29 protein-coding genes, 1 tRNA gene and 1 pseudogene are annotated in these 25,069 nt (G+C 62.8%); 11 read left to right on the forward strand and 20 right to left on the reverse strand.

What is annotated here, in order from left to right:
* Nucleotides 1-208, reverse strand: a pseudogene (locus EI28_RS13535) (Fic family protein); the annotation flags it as partial.
* A 98-nt stretch (nt 209-306) separates the two neighbouring features.
* Nucleotides 307-651 (reverse strand): hypothetical protein, encoded by a 345-nt coding sequence (locus EI28_RS09935; protein ID WP_048114519.1) that lies wholly within the window; start codon nt 649-651, stop codon nt 307-309.
* 244 nt (nt 652-895) lie between these two features.
* Here EI28_RS09935 and EI28_RS09940 point away from each other — a divergent pair, with 244 nt between their 5' ends.
* Nucleotides 896-1,111, forward strand: coding sequence for a hypothetical protein (locus tag EI28_RS09940; RefSeq protein ID WP_048114521.1), 216 nt, complete (start codon nt 896-898; stop codon nt 1,109-1,111).
* A gap of 59 nt (nt 1,112-1,170) precedes the next feature.
* Here the strand turns inward: EI28_RS09940 and EI28_RS09945 are convergent, their stop codons facing one another.
* The 6 genes from EI28_RS09945 to EI28_RS09970 all read right to left on the reverse strand — a co-directional run bounded on the left by EI28_RS09945 (nt 1,171) and on the right by EI28_RS09970 (nt 7,995).
* Nucleotides 1,171-1,917, reverse strand: a complete 747-nt coding sequence (locus EI28_RS09945; protein ID WP_048114523.1) for a hypothetical protein — start codon at nt 1,915-1,917, stop codon at nt 1,171-1,173.
* 343 nt (nt 1,918-2,260) lie between these two features.
* On the reverse strand, nt 2,261-5,449 hold the full coding sequence (locus tag EI28_RS09950; protein ID WP_048114525.1) for a hypothetical protein: 3,189 nt from the start codon (nt 5,447-5,449) through the stop codon (nt 2,261-2,263).
* Entirely contained in the window at nt 5,446-6,450 is a 1,005-nt protein-coding gene (locus EI28_RS09955; RefSeq protein WP_048114527.1) for a hypothetical protein, read from the reverse strand. Before EI28_RS09955 ends, EI28_RS09950 begins: the two co-directional genes overlap by 4 nt.
* Before the next feature lie 281 nt (nt 6,451-6,731).
* Nucleotides 6,732-6,920: a M13-type metalloendopeptidase gene (locus EI28_RS09960; RefSeq protein ID WP_048114528.1), complete on the reverse strand. Its 189-nt coding sequence runs from the start codon at nt 6,918-6,920 to the stop codon at nt 6,732-6,734.
* Nucleotides 6,921-7,009: 89 nt separating this feature from the next.
* Nucleotides 7,010-7,504, reverse strand: a complete 495-nt coding sequence (locus tag EI28_RS09965; protein ID WP_048114552.1) for a hypothetical protein — start codon at nt 7,502-7,504, stop codon at nt 7,010-7,012.
* Between the two features lie 158 nt (nt 7,505-7,662).
* Nucleotides 7,663-7,995, reverse strand: coding sequence for a hypothetical protein (locus tag EI28_RS09970; protein WP_231476723.1), 333 nt, complete (start codon nt 7,993-7,995; stop codon nt 7,663-7,665).
* Nucleotides 7,996-8,193: 198 nt separating this feature from the next.
* On the opposite strand from EI28_RS09970, the gene EI28_RS09975 reads away from it, so the two are divergent.
* From EI28_RS09975 to EI28_RS09985, 3 genes are all read left to right on the forward strand, one after another.
* Nucleotides 8,194-8,652 carry a PRC-barrel domain-containing protein gene (locus EI28_RS09975; RefSeq protein WP_231476724.1) on the forward strand — a complete coding sequence of 153 codons (459 nt, stop codon included), beginning with the start codon at nt 8,194-8,196 and terminating at the stop codon, nt 8,650-8,652.
* A 105-nt stretch (nt 8,653-8,757) separates the two neighbouring features.
* Complete coding sequence (locus tag EI28_RS09980) at nt 8,758-10,038, forward strand: chloride channel protein (protein ID WP_048114530.1); 1,281 nt, start codon at nt 8,758-8,760, stop codon at nt 10,036-10,038.
* A gap of 99 nt (nt 10,039-10,137) precedes the next feature.
* Nucleotides 10,138-10,398, forward strand: a complete 261-nt coding sequence (locus tag EI28_RS09985; protein ID WP_048114531.1) for a DUF3303 domain-containing protein — start codon at nt 10,138-10,140, stop codon at nt 10,396-10,398.
* Between the two features lie 6 nt (nt 10,399-10,404).
* Here the strand turns inward: EI28_RS09985 and EI28_RS09990 are convergent, their stop codons facing one another.
* The 5 genes from EI28_RS09990 to EI28_RS10010 form a co-directional block, all read right to left on the reverse strand.
* On the reverse strand, nt 10,405-11,193 hold the full coding sequence (locus EI28_RS09990; protein WP_048114532.1) for an ABC transporter ATP-binding protein: 789 nt from the start codon (nt 11,191-11,193) through the stop codon (nt 10,405-10,407).
* Nucleotides 11,193-12,245, reverse strand: coding sequence for an iron ABC transporter permease (locus tag EI28_RS09995; protein WP_048114534.1), 1,053 nt, complete (start codon nt 12,243-12,245; stop codon nt 11,193-11,195). Before EI28_RS09995 ends, EI28_RS09990 begins: the two co-directional genes overlap by 1 nt.
* A gap of 11 nt (nt 12,246-12,256) precedes the next feature.
* The gene (locus EI28_RS10000; RefSeq protein ID WP_048114536.1) at nt 12,257-13,465 is read right to left on the reverse strand and encodes an ABC transporter substrate-binding protein; all 1,209 of its coding nucleotides are present in this window, start codon (nt 13,463-13,465) and stop codon (nt 12,257-12,259) included.
* A complete protein-coding gene (locus tag EI28_RS10005; RefSeq protein WP_048114538.1) occupies nt 13,462-13,977 on the reverse strand; it encodes a hypothetical protein in 516 nt (171 codons plus the stop codon). The genes EI28_RS10000 and EI28_RS10005 overlap by 4 nt, the downstream gene beginning before the upstream one ends.
* 458 nt (nt 13,978-14,435) lie before the next feature.
* On the reverse strand, nt 14,436-14,945 hold the full coding sequence (locus EI28_RS10010; protein ID WP_048114541.1) for a pyridoxamine 5'-phosphate oxidase family protein: 510 nt from the start codon (nt 14,943-14,945) through the stop codon (nt 14,436-14,438).
* Here EI28_RS10010 and EI28_RS14910 point away from each other — a divergent pair.
* Nucleotides 14,945-15,118, forward strand: coding sequence for a hypothetical protein (locus EI28_RS14910; RefSeq protein WP_231476725.1), 174 nt, complete (start codon nt 14,945-14,947; stop codon nt 15,116-15,118). The two genes, EI28_RS10010 and EI28_RS14910, sit on opposite strands and share 1 nt — an antisense overlap.
* Here the strand turns inward: EI28_RS14910 and EI28_RS10015 are convergent.
* Nucleotides 15,063-15,401, reverse strand: coding sequence for a hypothetical protein (locus EI28_RS10015; protein WP_052379721.1), 339 nt, complete (start codon nt 15,399-15,401; stop codon nt 15,063-15,065). The genes EI28_RS14910 and EI28_RS10015 overlap by 56 nt on opposite strands.
* Before the next feature lie 165 nt (nt 15,402-15,566).
* Here EI28_RS10015 and EI28_RS10020 point away from each other — a divergent pair, with 165 nt between their 5' ends.
* Nucleotides 15,567-17,018 (forward strand): CorA family divalent cation transporter, encoded by a 1,452-nt coding sequence (locus EI28_RS10020; RefSeq protein WP_048114542.1) that lies wholly within the window; start codon nt 15,567-15,569, stop codon nt 17,016-17,018.
* Between the two features lie 61 nt (nt 17,019-17,079).
* Here EI28_RS10020 and EI28_RS14080 read toward each other — a convergent pair whose 3' ends face one another.
* Complete coding sequence (locus tag EI28_RS14080) at nt 17,080-17,226, reverse strand: hypothetical protein (RefSeq protein ID WP_155937344.1); 147 nt, start codon at nt 17,224-17,226, stop codon at nt 17,080-17,082.
* 415 nt (nt 17,227-17,641) lie between these two features.
* On the opposite strand from EI28_RS14080, the gene EI28_RS14085 reads away from it, so the two are divergent.
* Nucleotides 17,642-17,827 carry a hypothetical protein gene (locus EI28_RS14085; RefSeq protein WP_143706390.1) on the forward strand — a complete coding sequence of 62 codons (186 nt, stop codon included), beginning with the start codon at nt 17,642-17,644 and terminating at the stop codon, nt 17,825-17,827.
* Between the two features lie 275 nt (nt 17,828-18,102).
* On the opposite strand, the gene dacB is transcribed toward EI28_RS14085, so the two are convergent.
* The 4 genes from dacB to EI28_RS10040 form a co-directional block, all read right to left on the reverse strand.
* Nucleotides 18,103-19,695, reverse strand: a complete 1,593-nt coding sequence (dacB, locus tag EI28_RS10025; protein WP_048114544.1) for a D-alanyl-D-alanine carboxypeptidase/D-alanyl-D-alanine-endopeptidase — start codon at nt 19,693-19,695, stop codon at nt 18,103-18,105.
* A 157-nt stretch (nt 19,696-19,852) separates the two neighbouring features.
* Nucleotides 19,853-19,925 (reverse strand) — tRNA-Asn (locus tag EI28_RS10030).
* A gap of 35 nt (nt 19,926-19,960) precedes the next feature.
* Nucleotides 19,961-20,260 carry a hypothetical protein gene (locus EI28_RS10035; RefSeq protein WP_048114545.1) on the reverse strand — a complete coding sequence of 100 codons (300 nt, stop codon included), beginning with the start codon at nt 20,258-20,260 and terminating at the stop codon, nt 19,961-19,963.
* A 31-nt stretch (nt 20,261-20,291) separates the two neighbouring features.
* A complete protein-coding gene (locus tag EI28_RS10040; RefSeq protein ID WP_048114546.1) occupies nt 20,292-20,525 on the reverse strand; it encodes a hypothetical protein in 234 nt (77 codons plus the stop codon).
* 59 nt (nt 20,526-20,584) lie between these two features.
* Here EI28_RS10040 and EI28_RS10045 point away from each other — a divergent pair, with 59 nt between their 5' ends.
* The 4 genes from EI28_RS10045 to EI28_RS10060 are packed head-to-tail and all read left to right on the forward strand — an operon-like array spanning nt 20,585 to nt 24,654.
* Nucleotides 20,585-21,715: a Xaa-Pro peptidase family protein gene (locus tag EI28_RS10045; RefSeq protein ID WP_048114547.1), complete on the forward strand. Its 1,131-nt coding sequence runs from the start codon at nt 20,585-20,587 to the stop codon at nt 21,713-21,715.
* The gene (map, locus tag EI28_RS10050) at nt 21,712-22,593 is read left to right on the forward strand and encodes a type II methionyl aminopeptidase (protein WP_082223152.1); all 882 of its coding nucleotides are present in this window, start codon (nt 21,712-21,714) and stop codon (nt 22,591-22,593) included. The genes EI28_RS10045 and map overlap by 4 nt, the downstream gene beginning before the upstream one ends.
* Before the next feature lie 44 nt (nt 22,594-22,637).
* Nucleotides 22,638-23,924: an ATP-binding protein gene (locus tag EI28_RS10055; protein WP_048114548.1), complete on the forward strand. Its 1,287-nt coding sequence runs from the start codon at nt 22,638-22,640 to the stop codon at nt 23,922-23,924.
* A 1-nt stretch (nt 23,925) separates the two neighbouring features.
* Entirely contained in the window at nt 23,926-24,654 is a 729-nt protein-coding gene (locus tag EI28_RS10060) for an MBL fold metallo-hydrolase (protein WP_048114549.1), read from the forward strand.
* Nucleotides 24,655-24,732: 78 nt separating this feature from the next.
* Here EI28_RS10060 and EI28_RS10065 read toward each other — a convergent pair whose 3' ends face one another.
* A complete protein-coding gene (locus tag EI28_RS10065; protein ID WP_048114551.1) occupies nt 24,733-25,005 on the reverse strand; it encodes a type II toxin-antitoxin system RelE/ParE family toxin in 273 nt (90 codons plus the stop codon).
* Nucleotides 25,006-25,069 lie beyond the last annotated feature (64 nt).

The raw sequence follows: 25,069 nt of genomic DNA on the forward strand, positions 1-25,069 counted from the left end.
CATATTTCATATCCTTCTTTCTGAAGGTCTTCATCAGTATCCAGACATAGAGGGGATCTACCGGAAGATCGCGCCGTTTCAACTCATCCCAGTGCAGATATTTTTGGTTGTATTTGAAAACTGCGTCGATTACATCTCCGCTATCCGCATACTCCCAGGCCATTTTAACGTCTGCCGGAGAGTATTCTGGGGTGTGAGGGAGCTTCATGCTTAAATTTCATCTATTGCTTCGATCCTTCTTATCATTATCTATCAGTTTGTTACATTTTGATAGATATTGTAAGTGAGGCAGTATGGCGTGCATCATCACCAGCGATAAAGCAGGTTCAGTTTGAACGAAAGAAGATCGTGTGATCCGGGATCATAATCTATCAATTTGATACATTCTGATAGATCCTGTAAACGAGGCGACAGAATGGTTGTCCCGGAACACCGTTGCCAGAAGAAGGACACCCGCTCGCACTTCGTTGTATCAGTCCTTAAGTGAAAAAACGATTTGAAATTCCGGGAGGCTCTCTTTATCTTTTTCTCGAGCTTCTTGAGTTTCTTCTTGGCGGCTTGGCTGCCTGCAGCCGCCTGCTGCGCGAGTTCTTCTGCCTTGGCCTTCTTTGCTCTGTTTAGTTTCTCCATTTGTTTCTTGCTCGTCGGCATGTAGTAAACCTCGCTGCGTCTTTGAATGGTTCTATTTGCCGTTTTTCATCATATACATATGCTTATCGTGGTACCAGCCGGGAAAACTCCGGGGAAATGAAAGATCCGCCCGTTCAACAGATATGGGGGCCCGCAGCCCATCCCCCCACGGGGCCCGCCCGCAAACCCTTCCGATCGGCCTTCGCCGACCGGAAATAATACCACGTATCGAAATACTATTCCCTCACCGCCCATAACTCTGAATATGCCCGATGCAAACCGGCCCATAACAACAATACGCTGCCCGGACTGCAATGTTCCGCTCCAGGTTACGGCCGAGCACCTGCAAGAGAACAGACCGATCGTCTGCGGCGGCTGCGGCAGGATCGTGGCCCTTCGCGGCGCCGACGGATCGGTTGAAGACCGCCTAAAAGAGTTCAGGGCGGCGGCTGAAGACCTCGACCGCAACATGAAGCGCTGACCGGTTCGGTCGTAGCGATAAAAATAGCCGGAGGAGGAGGGCTCCTCCCCCATATCTCATTATCCCCGGGTCCCACCGCCGGTAGGGGTATTGACTTCAAATCCCAGAGCGCGTGCAAGGGAACTACTTAGATCGTTGAAGAAGGTGAAGACCGGTTCGAGCAGCTCCTGGGGTTTCGCTCTTTGCTCAACGCTGAGTATCCCTCCCTCATAGATCGTCCTTGTCCCGGAGTCCCAGATCTCAACGGTCACCACACCCTCTCTGATAAACAGGGTATCGCCGACAAGCAGGCTATCTCCTCTATATACAGGAAAGATCCGGGCATTTCTAAGGATCTCCGCTCTGCCCTGAATAGATGTCACCGTTCCTGCTTCAGTTTGTCCGTAATCCACGTAAATTATCCCGCTGCCCGTCGGGGTTTCCGTCACCTCGGGAGTCGCCGCCTGTCCGGAACCGCCGCCTGCCCGTTCGATCAGGACCGCGGTTCCCCCGGTGCCTCCGCCGAGCATCGTCGTATCGCTCCTGTCGACCAGCTGTATATCCGCAAACGAGCCGCGCTGCAGGGTGATGATATCCTTATGACGCAGCGTATCGCCCACACCGGCAGGCTGAACGCTCGTGCCGCGTGTAATGGTGATGGAATACGCACCGACATCCGAAGCCGGGGTGATCGAGACGATCCGACCGAGAACGGTCTCATCCGAGTAGACCTGCAGTGTGGTATGCGAGCCGGCCTGCGCCGCTGCCGGCGGGACGCAGAGCCCGAGGATGAGAAGGAGAAGGCAACACTTCGATAGGGATTGCATAATAGTGAATGAAATATCTCGTATAAAAAAATATAGTAAACAGAGACGCCGGATGTGAATAATATTGGCAGATTATGGGGGTCGAGGAAAAATAATATCAATAAACGGCGGCATCCCGGTAAAGAATATGGAATCCGCAATGATCATACGGGATCACGAAACCACATGACGCCGTCCCGCGTACCCCCCTCTTCGAGCAACGGCTGCACCGTATACTCGCCGCCGCTGGAGGAACTCCCCCGACCGCCCTTCCGGAGAGCCGGCTCTCTCAACCACTCATTCGGCAGTTCGCGGCGGCGATCTCCGTCGCCGCAGCGCCGGGCAACCACTTAAAAAAAGAAGATTATCCGATCCGCTGGTTGGTCTTCGGATCCATGTAGAGCGGGTCGCGGGGTTTGCAGGCGTCTCCCGGCTGCGCGGTCGGGAACGGGAACGCCTCGTAGAGCGACGTGAAGATGTAATCCAGCAGTTTGTCGGCTGCTTTGATCGGATCCACGACGACGTACCAGTCGATCTCCCGGTCCGAATCGGGGACGCCGACCTTCACCTTCACAAAGAGGGTCTCGGCACCCGCCTTTCCTAATTCCTGCGTCACGTAAGACGCACCGAGGCCGAACAGCTCCTCCACATACTTCTGCAGGACAGGCCCTACTGCTGCGTCCTCCATGAGGGTGTTCACACCGGGAACCGCGAGTTTGCCCTCGGGCATCATGTCCTCGAGCATTTTAGCCGCCGACGAGTTCAGGAGCTTGGAGATGCTCGATCCGGGGTCGTTGACCTTGCCCTTGAGGAAACTGCCGAACTTGTTCTTGAAGAACTCGAGCGAGATGTCGGAGAACGACGAGACGATCGCGTTGTACAGGCTGCGTTTCCCGTTTTCGTCGAGATCGAAGGAGTAGTGGCGCACCAGGTTGAATACGCAGAGCCCCGCGATCACCTGGGCGAGCTTCTTCGGGTTCGCCTTCCCGATATCCTCGAAGCACGACTTGGTGTAGTTCTCGATCATCTCGGAGATGTGCGCACCGACCTTTATCTGGTTCCAGTCCACCCCGTTGCCCATGAAGAGGTCTGCCGACATCTCGCCGATCAGTTCGACCGTAAGCTCCTTCGTCGGAGTGAGGATCGCCTCTCCCGCAGGCCCCGTGTAGATGGTCATGAGGTACGCGAATGCCTGGTCGCCGAACCACTTCACGACGGAGAGGAAGGTGATCCAGTCGTCCATGGTCTCGGCGGTCTCCATGAAGTCCGCCGACTCCTGCGTATAATACACGATCGAGTCGTAGACGATCTTCTTGCTCATCAGGCGAAGCTCGGCGGCAGTGAAGTTCTGCACGTTCTCCCGCAGGAACCGGGCGGTGTCCGGATTGATGCCGAACTTCTGGATCCTCTTCTTTAAGTTCGCAAGTTCGGTCTCGCGATCCTTGCGCACCCCGAGTTTGTCGCCGATGAGGCGGACGGGGAGATCGAGTTCGTAGGTCTCGTCGCCGTACTCGCAGGTGATCGGGAGTTCCAGGAAGTACGGGTTCCTCTCGTCCTCGCCGATCTGCTGGGCGGGGGTGAACTTGTAGGCCTTGTTGGTGTTGTCCGGCTTCTTCTCGATGGTGTACTTGAACTTCGAGGCAAGGACCTCCGTTCTCGGGTCGGTTCCCCTGAGCTCGCCGAACTCGGGCGCGTACTCCGTCCCGTCCAGGAGTTTCACCACTTCTTTCCCGTCCTCGTCCACCCTGACGGCGAGGTTCACGATAAACCCGGTCGCTGCAACGTCGTCTTCTTCGGTGTCGAGATCGTCGTAGGCCGCAAACTGGGCGTGCCCCTCGTCGTCGTAGACGACGTCGGTGACGCTGAGGCCCTCGGGGTAGAAGATCACCGTGAACGCTTCTTCGACGATCTCGTCATCCTCGCAGGTGGCGATGACTCTCGCACCGTATCTCGTCACCGGCGCTCCCTTCTCGGGCAGCGCGCTCGTGTTGGCGATCTTTGCGATGTAATGCGTATCGTCGATCTTCTCTAACGAGCTCGTGAACGGCGCCTCGTCGAGTTGGGTGATCGTGACCTCCTTGGGGGGCTCGATGAAGTCGACGAGTTCGACCTCGACGTCGTAGGTCAGCCCGTCGCCGTAGAGGACGTTCAGCCGCATGTCCATCGCCGCCCCCTGCTCGGGGAACTTGATCCTCGGCTCGCCGATGATCCGGAAGTGGATGTTGTTCGTGAACGACCCGCCCTTTCCGGTGTAGGCCACCCTGACGATGCCTTCCTCCGCGAGTTCGTTCTCGTCTGCTGAGACAAACGCTCCCATGTAGCCGCCGGCGAGCGTCTGATCCTCGACCCGGAGCCCGCCGCCGGAGGTTATCGAGAGCGTCGCGGTGAGGTCGTCACGCTCGATCGTCTCGCCTTCCGCGGTGATCTCGATCATCTGGGCGTATATGGTCTCGGGGCTCTTTCCGCAGACGATGTAATCCTCAAAGTCTTTGCGGATCCTCATCCGGTAGGTGCTGGTGCGCTCCGTCTCGCTGCCGCCGTTGCCGCCACCGCCGCCGGCCGCCGCTGCAGCGCCCGCAACCGCGGCTCCCGCGGCACCGATCCCGGTTATAACCGCGAGCGGTATGCCGTAATCGCTCTCACCGGCACCCCCGCCCGGGGTATCGATGGAGAAGCTGCCGCCGCCGTAGCCGCCGAAGACCTCTTCGTAGTTCCCGACGATGAGCGTTCCCTTTGCGTTCGCCGCATCGGCGATGATCGAGTCCACGACCTTGTTCGCATCCTCGTACGCCCTTTTCATCTCGGAGAGTGCTATAGCTACCTGGTTCTCCGAGGGATACGGATCATACGTCAATGACCGGCCGTTGTCATGTTCGAGGCCGACATGACCGCGCAACCTGATGTGGGCGAGCCCCGAGCCCGCCGGGTAGAAGTCCTCACGGATCACGTAGTAGGTGAACGTGTTCTCCAGGTGGTTGTCCATGGAGCCGCCGCCGGCCGCCCAGTTGGAGTCGTCCGTCAACTCGCGCACGCCGACGACGCGGTGTCCGTTTATGGTCGTATCCACGTACTCGATCCTTGCGCTGGAAGTCTCGACCGATTTTTCGAGTTCGGTCTTTAAGTAGCTGGCATACTCGCTCACCGTCTTGTACTTCGTGGTGAGGCCGAACTCGGTGAAGATGTAGCGCCCGGCGGTGACTTTTCCCGTACTCTTCCTGATCTCGCCGCCGCCTGCGTCGCCCTGATAGGTGTAACTGTAGACGTCTGTCGGGATCTCGGTCAGGACAATCCGCTCCGCCTCGGGGTCAATCTTTCCGAGGTTGCCGATGATCAGCAGCGTGTTCTCGGTCGCAAGAAGGTCGTTCGTCCCTTTCCTGTAGACGTCGATCGGCATCTCGACGACGAATTCGTCGCCTTCCATGCTGTGGATGTACTTGCTCGCCAGTTTGTAGTCGTAGCTGTTGGTGTCGGTGAGCGAGTAGCTTGCAGCCGCGGTTCCCGAGAGGAGTGAGGCTGCAAGGAGTACGAGCAGAAGTCTCGTCATCGGCCTCATGCCGGGACGCCTCCCGCCTGCTTCTGAACCGTAACCATGAGAACGGCACCGACCGCCAGAAGGACGAACCCGGCGATGTAGCAGGTGTATCCCCCGAAGACGGAGAGAACGACGCCGAGAGCGAACCCTCCGGCCCATCCCGCCATCACCTTCGTGACCAGCCCGGAGTCGGCCCTGCCTTCTCTCGCAAAGACCGCGGCAAAGACCTGCCGCACGCATCCCGCCCGATTCGCCAGCGCACGGGCCGCGATGAGGAACGCCACGATTCCTACCATGCAGTTCATGATCGTCGATGTTCCCGCGAGGAAGTTATAGACGAAGAGGGCCGCGCCGCCGCCAATGAGAAGGGGGGAGATCGCCGCCAGGTCCCACTTCCCTCCGGAGAACTGTCCGGCAAGAGACCGGACATTCGACATGACACTCTCGCCGGATACCCCACCGACGATGAGCAGCGTCACGAAGTAGGCGATCAGTCCTTTCCCGATGAGGCCGCCGATAAACCCGGGCACGCCGCCGGAGAGCCCTCCCCGCGCGAAGGTCACAAAGGAGAGGGACTGCACGGGAGCCGAATTGAACCCCAGGGCCGGAAGTACGGTCAGCGCCAGCCAGACCAGAGCCATGGTCCCTGCGGTTATCAGGAGTTTTTTATTCTGCAGACCGCTTTTGAAACCATCGATCCTCTTTTGCACGCATCCTTTCACGACCTCGCCCACGGTATGCCTGACCGGTATCCCGGCTGCATCGTCCGCCGCATCGGAGACGGACAACTCGCCGGAGAGCACGCACTCGCCCGCCTCCGCCGCTGCGCGGGCATCGCCGTCCCGGGCATAGTTGCCGTCGTCTGTACGTGGAGATGCTCTGGACTCCTCGCGCATTTCCTTGATACCCGCTGAAACACTGGCTGATGCGGAGTCGATCGCCACGGTTGCCTTGTCGGCGGCAACGGATGCGGCTTCCTTGCACCTGCCAAAAATTTCGTTCACTTTATCGTCGTTTGCCATTGTTACTCAACACCCCTGGAAACTTGGCTGTTTTGACAATACCTGGTGAATTCCCTCCAGAATCCATTATGCTGTGGAATCAATGATTTTTCCCAATGGAAAATATTATATCATTGGTTTGGATGTATTTAACATATACTAAACGTGCCGCCCGGAGGGGCCGGCCGGTCGCGGGGGCGATGGCGACAGGGGATCCTGCCCGATAACCCGGGCACGCCTCCCTGTTCTGCCGCAGAACACGTTTTAGAAGATAGACGAGAAAAAGAGTATTCTAACACCCGTCACCAGATGACGGGCCTCTCCTCGACCTCCCGGTAGAGGGCGTCGCCGGGCCGGATCTCCGGGAAAGCCTCGTAAAACTCCGGGATGTTGAAGAGGACGCCGTTCACCCGGAACTTCTCCGGGGGATGGGGTTCGGTCAGCACCCGGGCCGTGCGCTCTTCACCGGCAAGAAGAGGCGGCCGGGGCATATCCGGGCCCAGGCGATGCAGGCGAGCACGGAGGAGGACCGGTGGCGGGGCAAAAGGGGGGGCGGCTGTACCCTCATCCCCGCTCAACCCTACCTCCCCCCTGCGCCGCTCGCCGCCCGCTCCGTCAGCCACGCGTAGAACTTCCGGTGCCAGAACGGCACGTCGAGCGGCCGGGAAAGGGATTGCCAGGCCGTCCACATGACCCGCTCGGACATGCTCTGCCATTCGCCCGCCCGTTTGGCCATATCGTCCGCCGGCTGCCCGATCGCGTGCAGGATCTCGTGCCAGATTCGGAGGACGATCGCCTCGTCGTCCCTGTCCTCGCGCGTGACCCGGACGCTCGCCCGCATATGCATCCCGCCCCCGAGGGCCCGGGCGGGGATTGCATCGTCAAAGACGTAGACGGCTCCTTCCGGAACCGGGAACGGAAAGCCCTTCCACATCGGATCCTTCTGATCGAAGTAGCGGACTTCCGGGGTGCCCGTCCGGACGGTGAACTGAAAGTACGGCGGGATGAGCCCCAGGTGCGGCTCAAGCCTCCGCCGCAGATCTTCGGTCTTGAAGAAGAGGTCGAAGTGAGGCATCGGGTGCGGATAGGTGCGCGTGCTGATAAACCATGGGGTCTGCCGTGGAGGGGGCGGGTCCACCCGTGCCGGGGCGCCCGCTCCCGCCGGGGACGAGGTCCTTCGCGTGGCGAACCGCGGGGTATCGTCCGCCATCCGGGCACTGCGCGCCCGGGCGGTTACCCCTGATCGCCGCCGGGGAGCGGCCCCCGGGCGAGCGCCTCCTGCCGCTCGTCGATCCAGGTCCGGGTCCAGACCCGGAGATCGCCGATGCTCGCGGACCCCTGCCGGTCGCGCATCGCCCGCAGATGGTCCTCAAGTTCGTCGGCCATGGAAAATATCAACTCTTCGGACGCCTCTTCCGGCAACGGCCCTTCCGCGCGCAGGCGGGCAGCGCCCAGGTCAAGGAAGTGCTGCAACTCGCCCGTTGCCTGGAGGATCGTGGTGAGATCCAGTTTGACAGTAGGCCCCATGAAGAGGGGATTGACGCACCCGGTAATAACTTCATCCATTTCACTCAGGCCCCGGATAAGGCATCTTCGGGATGATACGTGGCTATACGGCGTCTGTTCCGGCAGGTGGCCCCCCTCCCCCGGGGCCGGGCAACCCCCAGCCCGGGGTGTGCAAATCATTTTAAGGACTCCCGGCACTCAGTGCACGCCCCCTCGTAAGAGGCAACGGAGGCGAAGAAGATGCAGGAGAGATCGGATGTGATTCTGGAACGCAGGACGCGGACGGCCGGCGAAGAGTGGTTCATGTCGGCCGACGACATCCTGGACAAGAACGTGATCAACCCGCAGGGAGATGACCTCGGGGAGATCTCGGACATGCGGATCGGGTTCCCCGAGGGCAAGGTGGAGTACCTGGTGCTCAGGTACGGCGGCATGCTCGGCGTGGCGGCAAAAAGGTTCGCCATCCCGCCCGAAGCCGTGATCTACCGGCCCGGCGACGACAACTTCGTCGTGAACATCGACAAGCGGCGGCTGGACGACGAGCCGGGCTTCGAAGAAGACCTCTGGCCCCGGGAAGCGGACTACGGCCTGATCCAGTCGGCCGGAAGCATAACCCCGCCGACCCGCGAAGAGGCGGAAGCCATGAAGCGCGAGGAGACCCCGCCGCCGGAGGTCGTCACGACGGAGCGCGTCGAGACGCGGCCTCGACGGAGATAACCCCGTTCCCCTTTGGGAACGGAAACTCTTTTTTTGGTCGGTGCAGGGGGATCGACCGCAAGGAAGATTACCCGGAACCGCCGAACGGGCCGCATCGTGCCTGCCATGCCAGCACCTGCAGACGATCCGGCGCCGCCGGAAGAGCGGACCTGCGCCGACCCCGGTAGCCGGGAAGGAACCCCGAACCTCTGGCAGGTCGTCCTCATCGCCGTAATCGCCATCCTCTTTACGGTCGCCTACCTCGCTCTCTACGGGCTGCTCGACAGGGTCGTCTGGTCCCAGAACGGCTTCGTGCAGGCCAACCCCTGGGCGGTCCCGGCAGGCGTCCTCGGCTTCTCGCTGCTCGTCGGCCTCTGCCGCAGGTACCTGCACGCACCGACCGTCATCCACGGCGGGATCACCGACTCACTCAAGGGCGGGGAGGAGAAACCCGATTACCGGACGTTTCCCGGTGCGTTTCTCTCTTCGATTCTCTCGCTCCTCTCCGGGGCAAGCGTCGGGCCGGAAGGGACCATCACCGTCCTGATGGGGTACGTCTCCCCCTACGTCCGCGACAGGCTCAGGATCGGGTCCCCCGGGGCCGCGCTCGGGTTCGACGTCGCGGCCCTGGCATCGGCGTTCAACGGGATCGTCGGCAACGTGCTCTTTACCGGGGTGTTCGCCACCGAGTTCCAGGTCGGCGGGAACAGGAACGCCTTCCGGTTCCTCACCTGGAACCTGCTCGCCGGCACCGTCGGCTACCTCTTCTACCTGCTCCTCGGCCTCCCCTCCTTTGCGCGGAGCATCCCGTTCGAGCCGATCGGCGGGCTGCATCCCGGCTACATCCTCTGTGCGATCGCCCTCGGCATCCTCGGATCGCTGCTCGCGGTCTTTGCGGGAGTCGCCATGCAGGCCGCCGGGACGGTCATGGACAGGGTGTTTGGTGACGCGCCCGTCGCCCGCGTCCTCGCCGCCGGGGCGGTCATCGCGTGCGCCGGCTACTTCGTCCCGGAGGTGCTCTTCTCCGGGGAGGCCCAGTTGCACGGGATCATCGCCGACCCGGCCCGGCTCGGGGTCGGGATGCTGCTCGGCGCAGCGGTCTTGAAGATCCTCCTGCTCGCGCTCTCGTTCAAGAGCGGGTACATCGGCGGCCCGCTCTTTCCCATCATCTTCTCGTCGACGCTGATCGGGCTTGCCCTGAACCTCGCATTTCCCGGCATCCCGGTCGGCATCTTCGTCCTCTGCATCGAGGCCGCGGCCCTCACCCTCGCCCTCGGGGCGCCCCTGACCTCCATCCTCCTGGTCGCGGTCGTGGGGACGGCCGACCCGCACATGGTCGTGCTCCTCGTGATCTCCGCCGTCACCGCCATGGTCATCTCGGCCGCCGTGAAGGAGCGGCCGGCGTAACGGGCGGCCCGCCCTGCACCAGGTATTTATACCCGGAGCCCGTTGACGCCGGATGCCCCATCCGGCATGCCGGGCGGGAGACGGAATGGGTGGTTTGCCATGCAGTTCATGAGTATCTTCACCTGGGAGCCCGGGAGAACCGGCGAGGTCATGGAGATGCGGGCCGTGGAGAAGGCCCCTGACGGGATGATCGTGATCAACGAGTGGATCGATCTCACCAGCAACACGGTCTTTCGGCTGGTCGAGGTGGAGGATTCCGTAGCACTCCTGAAAGCCGGGTATCCCTGGGGCGATCTCGGCTACACCGAGACGCACCCGGTCATGGAGGCGAAGGAGGCGCTGAAGCATCTGGGGAGGTAGGGGCCTTCACGCCCCTCCCCGCAGGTGCCCCGGCCTGACCGGAACCATGTAGGGCGCCGAAAGATCCCGTTTCACCACCGCCTCGATGCCGTAGACCGCTCTGAGCATCTCCTCGGTGAGCACCTCTTCCGGAGCCCCGTAGCCGTAGACCGCCCCGGCCTTCATCACCATGAGGCGGTGGCAGTAGGTGGCGGCGAGGTTCAGGTCGTGGAGCGCGATGACGACCGCGAGCCCCTTCTCCCCGGCAAGGCCGCGGAGGACTTCCATGACCCCCATCTGGTGGCAGACGTCCAGGTTGCTCGTCGGTTCGTCGAGGAGGATCACCCCGGTCTCCTGCACGAGCGCCCGGGCGATCATCACCCGCTGGCGCTCCCCGCCGGAGAGTTCGGCGACGTTGCGGAGCGCGAGATCCCCGAGATCGAGGAGGTCGAGCGCCGCAATCACCTTCTCCTCGTCGGTCCTGTTCACCGTCCAGTTCAGGTAGGGCCGCCTCCCCATCAGGACGGTCTCGAAGACCGTCGCTCCAGTCCGGTTCCCGGCCGACTGCGGCACGTAGGCCATCGCCCGCGCGACCTCGCGGCGGTGCATCGTGCGGATCTCCCGCTTATCAAGCATCACCGTTCCCCCGTCGGGGGAGAGCATCCCGTCGACGCACCTGATAAGCGTCGTCTTACCGCACCCGTTCGGCCCCACGAGCCCGAGGACTTCACCTGCGTCGACCGAGAAGGTGACCCCGTGAAGCACCCGGCGGTCGCGGTAGGCAAACGAGAGGCTGTTTACCGAGATCAGCGCCATCAGGCATCCCTCCGGTGCAGGAAGAGGTAGATGAAGAACGGCACCCCGAGGAACGCGGTCACGATCCCGACGGGAAGGATCTGCGGCGCAAGGACGCTCCGTGCGATGCTGTCGGCCGATAGAAGGAGAAGGGCCCCCACGAGGCCGGACGCGGGGAGGAGGGTGCGGAAGTCCCCGCCGATGGCCATCCGGGTGATGTGCGGGGCGACGAGCCCGATGAAGCCGATCGTTCCGGTGAAGCAGATGATCACCGCGGTGATCAGGGAGGCGATCATCATCAGGACCGCCATCGACCGTTCGACGGGCACCCCGAGACTGGCCGCCATCTCGTCTCCTTCCGCGAGGGCGTTCAAATCCCAGGCGCGATAGACGAGGTAGGGTATGGTGCAGGCGAGGACGAGAGCGACGATCCCGAGTTTCGGCCAGGTGGATTTGTCCACCGACCCGAACATCCAGAAGACCACCGCCTGGAGCTGTTCTGCGCTGCCGACGTACTGCAAAAGCGACGTCACCGCCGAGAAGAGGTACATGAGCGCGATGCCGGCAAGCACCATCGTCTCGGAACCGATGCCCCGGTAGCGGGCCATCCCGTAGATGGCGAGCGCCGCAAGCAGGGAGAAGAGAAAGGCGTTGCCGATGACGAGGTACTCCCCGCCGACGACCCCGGCGCCGAGGACGATGGCGATGGACGCGCCGGTGGCTGCCGCCGAGGCGATCCCGAGGGTGAAGGGGCTTGCGAGCGGGTTTCTGAGGATTCCCTGCATGACAGAGCCCGCCACCGCGAGCCCGAACCCGGCACAGACCGCAAAGAGCACCCGGTGGAGCCGGAAGTCCCAGACGATGGTCGTCGCGAGGTCGGGGGCGCTGAATATCCCGGGGAAGAGGCCGGCCAGGATCGCGAGGTAGGACTCGCCCACGGTAAGGCCGGCCGACCCGAGGGTGACCGCGACGCCGATGAGGATGACGAGGCCGGCAAGAAGACCGCCGATGAAGAGGGCGCGGGTCTTCTTCAGCCGGGTATACCCCTCCTGAATGATGACGTGCTGTTCCATGGCGTCACCGGTCACGGGTAGACGAACGTCCCCTGGGATGCGAGATCGAAGTCGATCCCCTGGAACCCGGTGAGGTAACGCTGGTGGACGGCGTGCGGGTCGAGGTCGCTGAACCGGTCCGGGTAGAACCACTTCGCGAGGTAAGCCGTCCCGATGAAGTGCTGGGCGCCGCCGAGGATGTCGGAGTGGATGACGTGGACGCGGCCGTCCTCCACCGCGGAGATCCTCGACCACCCGGGCCGCTCGACGAGCGCGGACCGGATCGCGGCGAGCGCTTCGGGATCGTGTCCCGCGTAGCCGCCGGCGGCCAGGCCCTGCCCGGCCAGTTTGACGACGACCTGTGGGTCCGCGACGATGATCGCCTCGGGGTCGACGGCGGGGTACTCGGTCGTCCCGGTGGCGAAGGGGTTCTTCCCGCCGGCGAGTTCGGTCTTCTCGTTGTAGCCCGCACTGGCGGCGACGGTCGTGTAGTCGAACCAGTACTCGAAGTAGACCCGGGTCTTCTCACCGTCCGGGATCCCCGCCGTGCCGTCCTGGATTTGGTCCATCGTCGAGCCGTAGAAGGAGGCGAACTCCTCCCCCCGTTCGGGTTCGTCGACGATCGAGGCGATCGTGCGGATCTCGCCCGCGTAGGTGGCGGGCTTGAAGCAGTCGAACCGCAGCACCCGGATCCCGGGGCTGCTCGCCTCGAGCCTCTTCTGGATGTTGTCGCAGGCCGCGGTGCTAATCGTCGCGTAGAGGATGACCGTGTCCGGCCGCACAGAGAGGACCTTCTCCATGTCGGGAGACCAGATCGACCCGACGTTCGCCTTATCCCGGCATTCGGGGAAGAATGTCTCCTTCTCGTGGCTGTACTTGTCGACGGCGACGACTTTGTCCATATCGAACCCGAGCGATCGCAGGGTCTCGAGGGACTCGCCGCTGAAGGTCACCACCCGGCGCAGGGGACGGTAGAGCGTCACCGTTCTCCCCGTGGAGTCGGTGACCTCGCGGGGTTTCCCGTCCCAGCGGGCATACACCCAGGCGGCGTCGCGGATGTCGTCCCGGTCGAGGTCGCCGGCGCCGTCCATGTAAGCGGCGTCGAGGTAGGCGAGGGCCGCCGAGGCGTACTCGGCACGGGCGAGCGTCCCGTCGGCGTCGGCGTCCCCGGGGATGTCCTCTGCCGCCGAGGCCGGGACGGCGAGGAGCAGGAGGAGGCCGAGGAGGTACCACCGGTTCATCGCCGACCCCCCCATCCGGCAAGAAGGAGGGCGGCAGCCGCAGCGACGACCGCAAACCGCGGGGCTGCCTCCTGTGCGGCAGGCTTCTCCCCGGCGCTCTCCGCCGCCGTCTCGATCCCGTCCACCGCGACGTGCGAGGCGGCTACCTCCCCGTCCGTCTCATCGAGGAAGTCCTCCCATGTGCCGGTGATATCCCCGCTCCCGGAGGCGGGGGCCGTGACGGAGTAGGTGATGGCGGTATCGTTCATCACGGCAAACCCGATATGCTGTCCCCGGACGAGGACGCGATCGTCCGGGTGTTCGGTCCCCGCAAAGGCGTAGCCGGTCGGCAGCGTCTCGACCACCCCGCCGAGGTCGATGCCGTCGATCGAGAGCGAGACGGTAAAGACCTCCCCCGCCCCCGGTTCGGCGGTCGAGAGTGTCCGGGTGACCGGGGCGCCGCAGACCGCGGCCGGAACGAAGAGAAACAGGAGGATGAGGCAGAAGAGACGGTTTGCCGGGAGACCTATCATGGGTTTTCTTTTGTCGATCAGGTAATATGAATGTTTCTTAATGTGCTAACAAGTCTGAAGATCGGGTGTTCGGAAGTATATCGGGATGACGGCCCGGGTGGAGGGGTGCATCGCAGGACACACCGGTGAGGGGCGGGAGGGTGCCGGAGTTCGGAATAGGATGAGTTTGGCATGAGGGTATGAGATCTGCAAAATACTGCCGGACCTAAAACAACGATTGTACTCACCATTTCAAGGGTTGTCAGAAGTAGAATGGTGAACCCTTCCCTACTTTGTCCCACCTACCTCAAGGTAGCCTCATCCGTTTCGGGAAGGACTTACTCACTGGATGCATGGTCTGTATGCGGGGGATATAATCATTGTGCAAACGCAACGGTAGCAACCCGATGCCTGCAACCCGGCCCGTTTGAGCAGGCATCACTCTCTCCTCAGGAATAACACGCCGTGCACCCCCGGGTTCACGACCCCTCCGGTTCCCCGATGAGAAGGCGGCGCACCTCCTCTTCGGTATAGCCGGATGCTTTCCCGGTCAGTGTCTCGACGTCGATACGAATCACGGTCACTGCACGGAGCGCCGCCGGGGGGTACGACCACGATCCGCCTCCGGCATACTTCTCCATGAGGCGGTCGAGGGCCCGGCTTTTCTCTGCAAGGTCCGTCACGAACGACGCGGTGCCGGTGCCGATGATGGAGACGTACCGCGTTCCGAAATCGCAGGCTCTCTCTGCACGCACAAGCGCCAGGCCGGTCTCGGCCTCAAAACAGACCCGGTTGTTCCGCTTCAGGATCTCGATCTTCTTCCCCTCACCTGCGGAATGCAGGTAGACGTGTCCATCGGCGTACGCGAAGTTCATCGGCACCAGGTAGGGCCAGTCCCCGTCGGCAAGCCCGATCCTGCAGACGAACGCATCCTCGAGAACCGCGGGAAGCAGCGTCGAATCGGCGATTTCCTTGTCCTCCCGTCTCATTGCAGCTGGTATGGGGCGCAGAACCCCATCAGCCTTCCGCATGTCCCGCCTACAGCATCCCCTGCTGCCCCATCGCAACGAGCAACATCGCCGACGCCGCCGAGAGCGAGAAGATCGTCACCGCCCAGACGGCCACGAACGCGACGATCGCAAGCGGGCTCGTCTCCCGGTAGGGAGGAGCCCCTCGTTCATCCGCTGGGCCGTGGCCCAGGCATCGTAAACGCCCCAGACCCAGATCGCCACGCCCGGAACGATCATGACAAAGAGGCCGAGGAAGCTTCCGAGCAGCACCAGGACGCCCCGTGCGAACTGCCCGTTGTAGGCCTGCCCGAGGCCGTTGAAGAGGAGCGAGAGCCCTGCGGCTATCGCCGGGTTCTTTTTCTTCTCCCGGCGGGATGCCTCCGCCGCCGCTATAGCGTCCCTGATCGAGGCCGGTTCCGCCGCATCGCCGTCCATGATTGTCAGGTACGCCCGGCAGGACTATCATTCTTTCCCGGGTTCCCGAGAGGGGGCATGCACGGGTTCCGGTCCGTCCCCGGCGATCGGCCTCCCACCTGCTATATACGGAAAGGCGTATACCCGGTGACGCCGGGATCTGCGGGTCCGGTTTCTGGTGACGGTATGCAACAGGCTGCAGGAAAGACCCGACAGGAGAGGAAGGCAGATCTCAGGGGTCTCGTCTACCGCATCCTTTCCGACGGCCTGATGATCTTCCTCGGCCTGGTAATGGCCCCAATCGTCATCATACCCCTCGTGGTCCCGACCCTCTCCCCACCGGTCGTCGAATTCCTCAATATGGCCGATACCACGATCATCGCCATCTTCGTCCTCGAATACGTCCTCAAACTGGCCCTTGCGGAGGACCCGGTGAGTCATTTCCTGGACCGCTGGCATCTCCTCGATCTTGTCATCATCACGCTCCCGGTCCTCGAGGTGGTGCCGGTTGCCGGTTCGACCCTCGTGAGGTCCTCGCCCACGCTCCGGCTCCTCCGGGTGGTCCGGGTGGCGGCGGCCGGCGGAAGATCGGTTGAGCGGCGGATCGAGCCGGAGACTGCCGTCGCGGTGCCTGCGGAACCGGCGTTCTCGACGATGCGGATCCGGGGGAGAGTGGGGGATTCCGGAGACGGCGAGAGGGGGTTCACCCCCGCCGAGGTGAAGAGGTATCTTGACGACCCCCGGGTCGAGGCCTGGTTCGACCTCTCCGGTGTGTCGCGTCCGGACTTCCCGGTGCTCTCCGGGCTCCTCGATCTGCCCGGCGTCTTCTTCGAGAGCCGGCTGATGCGACCGTCGCACCCCGGGATTACGTTTGCCGACAAGACCCGGCTCATCTTCGTGCAGGCGCCGGAGCGGACGCTCCGCGTTCAAAACGGGGTGCGGGTCCCGGTCGTGACAAACGTCGGGCTCATCATCGTGAACCGGGGCAAGACGATCGTCACCGTCTCGAAAGCAGAAGACCGCTTCTTCGGACCGATCCGGGCGGGCCTCGACGGGAGCGCACTCGCCGGCGTGCCCCTGGACACCCGGGTCCTCTACGGCTCCCTTGATGGGATCAACGAGAACTACGCCCGGATCCTCGCGGAGCTGGAGGCCGAACTGATGCGGCTTGAGGGAACCCCCAACAACGAGATGCCGAAGGACTTCCTTGATACCGTCTTCCAGCTCAAGCGGGTGAGCAGCGTTCTGGCTTCAAGCCTCTTCCACCAGAGGGAGGTGGCGACGATCATCGCGAGGGACCTCCCCTCTACGAAATCGCGGGCAGGAGAGAAGAGCATCTTCGACGCGCTTGCGAACGAGACGGACTACCTGCACGAGAGCGCCGGGAACATCCGGGAGGGGCTCCTCTCCCTGATCGACGTCCACATCAACACCGTCTCCTACGAGATGAACCGGGCGATGCGGGTGATCGCCGTCCTCTCGGCACTCGTGCTGATCCCGACCCTGATCGGGCAGGTGCTCGGGACGAACATCCTCGGCACCCCCTTCAGCCTCTCCATCTGGCAGGTGACCGCCTGGACGATCATCTCGATGCTCGTGGTCGGCTGGGTCTTCTACAAACTCGGGTGGCTGAGGTGAAGGAGGCGGTTATGCGGGTGGACGGGGGCCGGTCGACGGCACCGTGTGTTCCCCGGCAACGTTACCGCGTAAACTCCTTCTCGATCCGCACGCGCCGCCCGAGTTTCGCCTCGTACCACTCCTGCTGCTTCAAGGCCTGCTTCCAGCTCCTGATACGGTGGCGGACCCGCGTTTCCGTCGCCGTATCGATCAGTACCAGCCTCGGCATCCCGATCTCCTCATCGATGCATGGAGCTCGACTTCAGGGGTTACGAACGTTTCCTTTCGTGCTCCAGGACTGCATAGCCTTTATCGAAGAAACAGATAGAACTCGTGACTCTATTCGTGGACGGCCGAGGCTTTCCTCAGCGTGAACACAAACGCCGCCCCCGCATCCGGGTGCCCGGGCGGCCGGGGGAGGGGGCGGCGTTCCGGTTTACGCTGAAGCCGGCTGCGTAAAAGTCCCTGGCACCGCCTCCTGCTGCCGGTAAAAATAGGCGGCACTCCCATACACGCGACTAACCGCCGGATTTTGCTCATCGGTTAGCCGAATGGACTGTTCTGGATCGTCGTATGGCGATTATCCGGATCCTGAGGAAAGGTTTATCCTCTGATACGCCTTCTATCATCTCAGGTGAGTTCGGATGCCGAAATCAGCCTATTGCGGATACTGCGGGCGGGAGTTCCCGATAAAGGAGCGAGCCGCAGGCGAAAGCGGACTGTTCTGCAGCGTGGAGTGCCGGGAAGCGGCGGCAAAGCAGGACGCCGGCCAGGGAGAGCACCCGTCGGAGAGATTCCTGGTCTCGGGTCAATCGCCCTGGAGCAGGTAACCCTGCCCGACAGCCCCCGTCTCGTCATGAGGTTATGTGCGTAGCGCCGCAGATCGACATTCACCGTCGAAGGGTGGAGACTTCGGTACGGTGGCTTATCCCGACCCGGTCGACACAGCCTTCGCGAAGGGCAACGGGGATTCAGAAAGACGCCGACTGAATCGTGTTAACCGTTACGGGAATTCTTTTTTCGGATAACCAGAAGGAGATCGATCAGTCCGTCGACCCCGCCCTCCTCCGAAAGACCGCAACACCGTCCGGCCGAAAAAAAGGGTTCAGAGATACTCGTATATCAGAACGGCGACGTCGTTTACATCGTCCGTCACGCCCTGCAGGTCGTCCATCGACGCAAGGCCGGCGATGTTGTTGACGTAGATCGCAAACGTGACCGGCGTTCCCTTCGCCGTCGTCATGTAGCCGAGCAGGCCGCGGGTGTAGAGGAAGATCCCGCCCTGCTGGTCGCCGCCCGCCGAGGTTCCGGTCTTGGCACGGATCACACCGTAACCCGGGTCTCCCGGCCCGGCATTGGCTGCAAGCGTCCCGTCCACGCCGAGGACCGGCAGGGCGTCGGAGAGCGGGGCATACAGGTCCGTCCCCGCCATGTAGGCCGCGAGATCGGTCGCCGCGAGGGGGCTGATCCGGTTCACGATGCTCCCCTCGCCGTCGGCAAGCAGCAGGGTGTCGGGGTTCACCCCGATCTCTTCGAGAAACGCCCCTTCGACAAAGAGCCCGGCCTCGACCGTATCGTAGCCCTCGTGGACAGCGATGATCCCGAGCAGGCAGTTTGCGTAGAGGTTCTGGCTCACCTTCAGAGTCACCTTCGCGTACTCGGAGAACGGCAAAGAGACGAGTTCGGCGACTTTGGCCGACCCGTATTCGTCGGGAAGGCGCCCCGACGGGTTCTCCCCGATCGTGGGTGCCACGACCGCCACCCCGGTGTTCTCAAGCGCGTCGATGAAGAGGCTTCTCGCGAACGCCGCCGGGACCTCCACGTTCGAGGTCAGGTTGACCGGTCCTGCGTCCGCCGGCACCGTCCCGGTCACCTCGATCACCGCCTGCCCGGTGTAGGCGGGGATCGCCACCGCCGGGTCAGAACCCGGCGCCCCGGTCACGACGCGGCTCTCGATCGTGTATGCGGACGATCGCGGCCGCCAGTCGACCGTCGCCGGCTCTCCCTCGCGCCCGGGAACGATCGTCACGTCGATCAGGTTGTCGTTGACGACGATCGGCGTCACCAGCCCTTCAGACATCATCTGCGTCTCGCCAAAGAGCCGGTCGTCGACGATTACGTCGTCTGCCGCCGTGATCCCGGCCGCAGCAACCTGTTCGGCCAGGCTCTCGAGCCCGGCGAGCGGGTCGGCCTCGACGAGCAGGCAGTCCCCGAACGCCCGGGCATCGCCGTGATCCTCGTTCGTGAACGCAAGGGTGCCGTTCGGCCCGGCCCGGCCGCCCATCGCAAGGTCGCCCGAGGCCACCAGCACCAGGTCGTCGCCGACCCGGTACACCGGCGTCCTGAACCGGTAGTCGGGGCCGAGAACGTCGAGAGCGGTCGAGACGGTGAAGACCTTCGTCGTCGAACCCGGCGTGAAGAGACGGTCGCCGTTCATCGAGAGCAGCACCTCGCCGGTGGAGGTGTCCCGCGCCATCATGCCCCACGTGGCGTAATCATACCGCTCCTGCGAGATGACGGCGTCGATCCGTTCTTTAAATTCGGTTGCGTTCGCGGCTTCGGACGCTATAACGGTCTCGGCCGGGGATGTGGCGGTGCAGCCCGCAGCGCAGAGCGCGGCAAGAACGATCAATACTGCGCCCGTGACGGTGAGCAGCCGGCGACCTGCCGGCGGTGTTCCGGGAATTTGCGCATCCATAGGCGGAGGTTTGAGTTCTGCGGATTTAGGCGTTGTGAAAACGATTGGGACAACAGTGGGGTGTACGGATCTTCGCCTCTTCAGGGGGAGGGATCACGGGAATGAAAAAACGGGGTGAAACATGGCGTGATTCTGCTGAAAAGACAGGAGACGAAAACGCCGCCAACAGGACTCGAACCTGTGACATGCTGGTTAACAGCCAGCCACTCTACCAACTGAGTTATGGCGGCACACAAGTGCTCTATAACGTCTTGACTGAATCGTATTAAACGTTACGGGAATTCTCTTTCCGGATAACCAGGAGAAGATCGATCAGTTCGTCGACCTCGGTGTCCAGGGTGGAAAGAAGGTCGCCTGCAAGGGGTGTCGCCACCGCACCGGCCGGCGAGGCGCGGATGTATCCCTCCTGCTCCAGGATCCGCAGCGAGTAGCGGACCCGGTGGTAGGGGAGATCCAGGATGTCGGCGAGTTTCATGATGCCGATGGGCTGGTGCTCCACGACCGCCCGGATCACCTCCAGGTGCCTTGAGACAAGTTCAATCTCGGATTTGATCTTTGCCAGCATGGGTTTACCCGCGTGGGTGCCACGCGCACTTTTATGGTTGTTCGTGCAGCCAGATCTTCGCCCGGGCATACTGTTTCCGGAACGATATGGAGAGGATCGACCCCACCGCGAGGAGGAGGAGACCTATCGCAAGGCCGATGGTCCCTTCGGGTGCGAAACGGAAGAGGACGAAGACACCCATGGCGAAGCAGAGGACGATGACGTTGAGCATGACCGTCAGCATGACAAACTTTGCCTTGAAGACCTGTTTGGTTGCCTCATCCATTATTCATACTTGAACGTGGGGGTAAAAGTACTTGTGGTTTTAACGGAAGAGTTGGTAGAATGAATGGACTGGATTCGGCTATCCGGGATGCGGGTACGGCGGCATATGCGGCCTACGGCTCGTCTATAGATGCCAACGTGCGTTACCTGACCCGGTTCCGCACCACCGACCCCGTGGTCTACGTGGCAAAGCCGGGCGAGCGCGGGATGATCGTCGTCCCGCAGATGGAGCACGAACGTGCCGTCCGCGAATCGACGGCGGCGGTCGTCACCCGCGCCGATGCCGGGTACCTCGAGTACATCAAGGCCGGAGAGCCGCGCTGGCGTGCGACCGCCCACATGATCGCCGACCTCGCCGGCGGCCCCGTCCTCGTCCCCGCGAACTTCCCGCTCGCCCTCGCGAGAGAACTCGAATCGTTCCAGCCGGTCGTGCTCGACGAGCAGGGGGCGGTCGAGGCGATGCGGGCGATCAAGACGCCGGAAGAGATCGAGTGGATACGCTCGGTCCAGCGGGCCACCGAGGCCGCGATGGAGCACGGGATCGCGCTCATCCGGTCGTCCGTCCCGAAAGGGGGCATCCTCCACCGTGACGGCGCCCCCCTCACCTCCGAAGCCGTCCGCGCCGGGATGCACGCCTTCCTCCTCGCCCACGGATACCGCGGGGTCGACACCATCGTCTCCTGCGGTCCCGACACCGCTCTCCCGCACAACGCAGGCACCGGACCGCTCCGGGAAGACGAGCCCATCGTTATCGACGTCTACCCGCAGGACGAACTGACCGGCTACCACGCCGACATGACCCGGACGGTCGTGAAAGGCGAGCCTTCTCCCGCAATCAGGGAGATGTACGACGCCGTCCGGGACGCACAGGCCCACGCCGTATCGATGCTCCGTGCCGGGGTCGCCGGTGCCGACCTTTACCGTGCGGTGGTGGAGTTCTTCCGCGACCGCGGCTACGAGAGCAACATGAAGGGGTTCACCCACAGCCTCGGCCACGGCGTCGGGCTCGAGGTGCACGAAGAGCCGTCGCTCGGTCCGCAGGGCGGGGTGCTCAGTGCCGGCAACGTCGTCACGATCGAGCCGGGGCTCTATTACCCCGGGACCGGCGGCGTCCGCCTGGAAGATATGGGCGCAGTGACAGAGACCGGGTTTGACCGGTTCACCCAATACAAAGAGGAGCTCACGCTATGAAGATGGATGACGAAGTTTACGACGCCTACCGGGAAGCAGGGGCGCTGGCAAGTAAGGTGCGCCGCCGGGGTGCGGGGCTCGTGAAGGAGGGGGCTCCCCTCCTCGATATGGTCGAAGAGACGGAAAACATGGTGATCGAGGAGGGGGCGCTTCTTGCCTTCCCCTTGAACGTCTCCTTCAACGAGGCCGCGGCGCACGATACCGCCATGCCCGGCGACGAGAGGACGTTTTCCCGCGGCGACCTCGTCAAGGTCGATCTCGGGATACACGTCGACGGCTACATCGCCGACACAGCCGTGACCGTCGACCTCGGCAACCACGGGGCGCTCGTCGAGGCGTCCCGGGCTGCCCTCGAGGCGGCAATCGGGGCCGTTCGGCCGGGAGTCGTCACCGGGGAGCTCGGGACGATCATCCAGGCGACGATCGAGGAGCACGGCTACAGACCGGTTGCAAACCTCACCGGACACGGCCTCGACCGCTATGACCTCCACGGTAAGCCCATGATCCCGAACGTCGCGATGAACGGCGGCACCGTCCTCGAGGAGGGGATGGCCTTTGCAATCGAGCCCTTCGCGACAACGGGGTCGGGGAAGGTCACCGAGGCGACGCGCGTGGAGATCTACAAGCAGATCGCAGCCCGGCCCGCACGTCTCCCGTCGGCAAAGCGGATTCTCGAGACTGCCCGGCCGCGCAGGGGGCTTCCGTTCTCCCGCCGCTGGGTTCCGGGAGACAAAGTCGAGATCGGCCTCGCCACTCTGGTGCGGAACGGGATCCTCCATCCCTTCCCGATGTTGCACGACGTCCCGGGCTCGTTTGTCTCGCAGACCGAGCACACCATGATCGTCACCGAAGAGGGGTGCGAGGTCACCACCCGGTGAGTTACGCTTATTGATGCCGCGCGCAAATATGTCTGCTCATAGATATGACCGGCGACACAGGTACACGTGACGTCCTCGCCATCATGGAACTCCTGCTCACCGCGGAGATATTCAACCGGAACGAGGAACTCGATATAAATGACCTTCACCCCCGATGCCGGGAGTTCTTCGGTGCCGGGAGCGGCGGGAGCCGCGAGGTGAAGCGTCCCCTGATCGTGAGCGAAGGAGCGATCAAGAAGGTGCTCGGTACCCCGGATGCCGTCTACCAGGCGGTTCGCGCAAACCCGTTCGTCGGTTACGACGAGTTCGGGCAGCGGCTGGGTCTGCCTTCGCTCGACACGGCGGCGGGATGGTTCCTCAAGAAAGGTGGCGAGGAAAGGGTCGGGGAGAACCCCGTTCTCGCGTACTTCTTTGACGGGAAAGACGGCGTCGGAGTAAGGTATCGCGACGTCCGGGCGAAGAACCGCCGGTTTGAGGATACCCGGGAGTATGTGGAGGCGAGGGTCTCCCGGATCATCGGAGAGAGCGAGGAGATGCGGGAGGCCCGCGACCTCATCATCATCAGCGCACCGGACGAGGTCGAGTTCACGCTTGCGAAGCTGGTCTGCACGCCCCGGCAGGAGGAGACCATCAAGAAGATCGGCGTCGCCCTCGAGCACCGCGACTTCTTAAAGCGGCACGGCATCTACGAGTTCGGCCGGCTCCTCTTCGTCGGCCCGCCCGGAACCGGGAAGACCTCGCTTGCGCTCGCGATGTCGCGGACGCTCCACATGCCGGTGCTCGAGGTCCGTCTCGCGATGGTCACCTCCCAGTACCTGGGCGAGACGTCGAAGAACATCGACCGGATCTTTGATCTCGCGAAGAAACTCTCCCCCTGCATCCTCTTCATCGACGAGTTCGACTTCGTTGCGAAGACCCGGGTCAGCGACGACCACGGCGCGATGAAGCGCGCGGTGAACATGCTCCTCAAGAACATCGACCAGATCAGTTTCGTCAAGAACGGCGTCCTCCTCATCGGGGCGACGAACCACCCCCGTATCCTCGACGAAGCGGCCTGGCGGCGGTTCGATGAGGTGGTGGAATTCCCGCTCCCCGACCGCGAGATGCGGGAAGCGATCCTCGAGAAGGTCGCCGCCACGATCGAGTGCGACTGCGACTTCGCGGACCTTGCAGCCCGGACGGAGGGGTTCACGGGCTCCGATCTGCGGATGATGATGAAAGAGGCGGTGATGTCGGCGCTGATGGAAGACCGGCACCGGGTCGGCCCGGTGGACATCGAGCAGGGTCTCCTTCGGGCGGAGGAGAGGAACGTCATCCGGACAGGGCGCTGAGATGCAGATCACGCTGCTCGGGACCGGGGACGCCATCGGGACGCCGAAGATTGGATGCGACTGCGAGAATTGCCGGGCGATGGTCGCGGCGGGGCGGTCACGGCTCCGGACGTCCTTCCTCGTCGAGATTGAGGGCAAGCACATCCTCATCGAGTCGTCCCCGGACCTCCGCCAGCAGCTCCTCCGGGCCTCTTCCCCCCATATCGACGCCGTCCTCTGGTCGCACGGCCACTACGACCATTTCATCGGGTTCGGCGAGTTCTACCGGGTCCAGAAGGTGCCGCCGGCCTACGCGGCGCCGCCGGTGATGGACTACTGCTCGGGCTACCTCCACTTCCTGCCGTTCGAGAAGCACCCGGTCCCCGTTTACGAGCCCTTCGACCTCTTCGGCGTGACGTTCACGTTTTTTGAGGTGAACCACCCGCCGGTCTACACCTGCGGGCTCCTCCTGGAACACGACGACGTGACGGTCGCCTACACCGCCGATACGCGGGAGGACATCCCGAAGAGGAGCAGGGATCTCCTCGAAAATACCGGTATCGATCTCCTCTTCGTCGACGCCATCGCTCCCGAGGGCTACAATATCACCAAGCACATGAACTACGGCGAGGCCGTCCGGTTCGCCCGCGACGTCGGGGCGAGGGACTACCGGTGCGTCCACATGAGTCACCTGGTCCCGCCGGGGATGCCGCACGCCGGGTACGATATGGAGACGTTCTGCTGGGAGTAGGGCGGTGGAGGTCTTACCCGCCCATGCACCTGCTCCGGTGAGCATAGTTGGGGTGGCGGCCTCCTGCAGATCCCTCGCTCAAAACTTCCGATACACCTTGCTCCGGTGCCCGACTGCGATGACATGGATCACCAGGAGATCATCTATGATCGAGAGAATCGCCCGGTAGTCCCCGATCCGGAGCGAGTGGAACGGGGGGTTGCTCGCTCCCTTCAATCGTTTGAGATACTTTTCCGGGTTGGTCTCGCCGGCGAGCGATGCAATTTCTTCGCCTATCTTGACTGCTACGGGGCGTGGAATGCTCCTGAGATCATGACGGGCCGCTGCTGTGATGACCACACGGTAGGTCATTCCTCCTTCAGCTCCGCCATGACCTCCTCTAAGGTGTAGACTCTTCCGGCCCTGAGATCCTCAA

The sequence above is a fragment of the Methanoculleus sp. MH98A genome (genome assembly GCF_000691865.1).
GTDB lineage: Archaea > Halobacteriota > Methanomicrobia > Methanomicrobiales > Methanoculleaceae > Methanoculleus.

Excerpts from the sequence above, each read along its gene's own strand:
- EI28_RS09935 (WP_048114519.1), bottom strand. The coding sequence starts at position 651 with ATGCCGACGAGCAAGAAACAAATGGAGAAACTAAACAGAGCAAAGAAG.
- EI28_RS09940 (WP_048114521.1), top strand. The coding sequence starts at position 896 with ATGCCCGATGCAAACCGGCCCATAACAACAATACGCTGCCCGGACTGC.
- EI28_RS09945 (WP_048114523.1), bottom strand. The coding sequence starts at position 1,917 with ATGCAATCCCTATCGAAGTGTTGCCTTCTCCTTCTCATCCTCGGGCTC.
- EI28_RS09950 (WP_048114525.1), bottom strand. The coding sequence starts at position 5,449 with ATGAGGCCGATGACGAGACTTCTGCTCGTACTCCTTGCAGCCTCACTC.
- EI28_RS09955 (WP_048114527.1), bottom strand. The coding sequence starts at position 6,450 with ATGGCAAACGACGATAAAGTGAACGAAATTTTTGGCAGGTGCAAGGAA.
- EI28_RS09960 (WP_048114528.1), bottom strand. The coding sequence starts at position 6,920 with ATGCCCCGGCCGCCTCTTCTTGCCGGTGAAGAGCGCACGGCCCGGGTG.
- EI28_RS09965 (WP_048114552.1), bottom strand. The coding sequence starts at position 7,504 with ATGCCTCACTTCGACCTCTTCTTCAAGACCGAAGATCTGCGGCGGAGG.
- EI28_RS09970 (WP_231476723.1), bottom strand. The coding sequence starts at position 7,995 with ATGGATGAAGTTATTACCGGGTGCGTCAATCCCCTCTTCATGGGGCCT.
- EI28_RS09980 (WP_048114530.1), top strand. The coding sequence starts at position 8,758 with ATGCCAGCACCTGCAGACGATCCGGCGCCGCCGGAAGAGCGGACCTGC.
- EI28_RS09985 (WP_048114531.1), top strand. The coding sequence starts at position 10,138 with ATGCAGTTCATGAGTATCTTCACCTGGGAGCCCGGGAGAACCGGCGAG.
- EI28_RS09990 (WP_048114532.1), bottom strand. The coding sequence starts at position 11,193 with ATGGCGCTGATCTCGGTAAACAGCCTCTCGTTTGCCTACCGCGACCGC.
- EI28_RS09995 (WP_048114534.1), bottom strand. The coding sequence starts at position 12,245 with ATGGAACAGCACGTCATCATTCAGGAGGGGTATACCCGGCTGAAGAAG.
- EI28_RS10000 (WP_048114536.1), bottom strand. The coding sequence starts at position 13,465 with ATGAACCGGTGGTACCTCCTCGGCCTCCTCCTGCTCCTCGCCGTCCCG.
- EI28_RS10005 (WP_048114538.1), bottom strand. The coding sequence starts at position 13,977 with ATGATAGGTCTCCCGGCAAACCGTCTCTTCTGCCTCATCCTCCTGTTT.
- EI28_RS10010 (WP_048114541.1), bottom strand. The coding sequence starts at position 14,945 with ATGAGACGGGAGGACAAGGAAATCGCCGATTCGACGCTGCTTCCCGCG.
- EI28_RS10015 (WP_052379721.1), bottom strand. The coding sequence starts at position 15,401 with ATGGACGGCGATGCGGCGGAACCGGCCTCGATCAGGGACGCTATAGCG.
- EI28_RS10020 (WP_048114542.1), top strand. The coding sequence starts at position 15,567 with ATGCAACAGGCTGCAGGAAAGACCCGACAGGAGAGGAAGGCAGATCTC.
- EI28_RS14080 (WP_155937344.1), bottom strand. The coding sequence starts at position 17,226 with ATGCCGAGGCTGGTACTGATCGATACGGCGACGGAAACGCGGGTCCGC.
- EI28_RS14085 (WP_143706390.1), top strand. The coding sequence starts at position 17,642 with ATGCCGAAATCAGCCTATTGCGGATACTGCGGGCGGGAGTTCCCGATA.
- dacB (WP_048114544.1), bottom strand. The coding sequence starts at position 19,695 with ATGGATGCGCAAATTCCCGGAACACCGCCGGCAGGTCGCCGGCTGCTC.
- EI28_RS10035 (WP_048114545.1), bottom strand. The coding sequence starts at position 20,260 with ATGCTGGCAAAGATCAAATCCGAGATTGAACTTGTCTCAAGGCACCTG.
- EI28_RS10040 (WP_048114546.1), bottom strand. The coding sequence starts at position 20,525 with ATGGATGAGGCAACCAAACAGGTCTTCAAGGCAAAGTTTGTCATGCTG.
- EI28_RS10045 (WP_048114547.1), top strand. The coding sequence starts at position 20,585 with ATGAATGGACTGGATTCGGCTATCCGGGATGCGGGTACGGCGGCATAT.
- map (WP_082223152.1), top strand. The coding sequence starts at position 21,712 with ATGAAGATGGATGACGAAGTTTACGACGCCTACCGGGAAGCAGGGGCG.
- EI28_RS10055 (WP_048114548.1), top strand. The coding sequence starts at position 22,638 with ATGACCGGCGACACAGGTACACGTGACGTCCTCGCCATCATGGAACTC.
- EI28_RS10060 (WP_048114549.1), top strand. The coding sequence starts at position 23,926 with ATGCAGATCACGCTGCTCGGGACCGGGGACGCCATCGGGACGCCGAAG.
- EI28_RS10065 (WP_048114551.1), bottom strand. The coding sequence starts at position 25,005 with ATGACCTACCGTGTGGTCATCACAGCAGCGGCCCGTCATGATCTCAGG.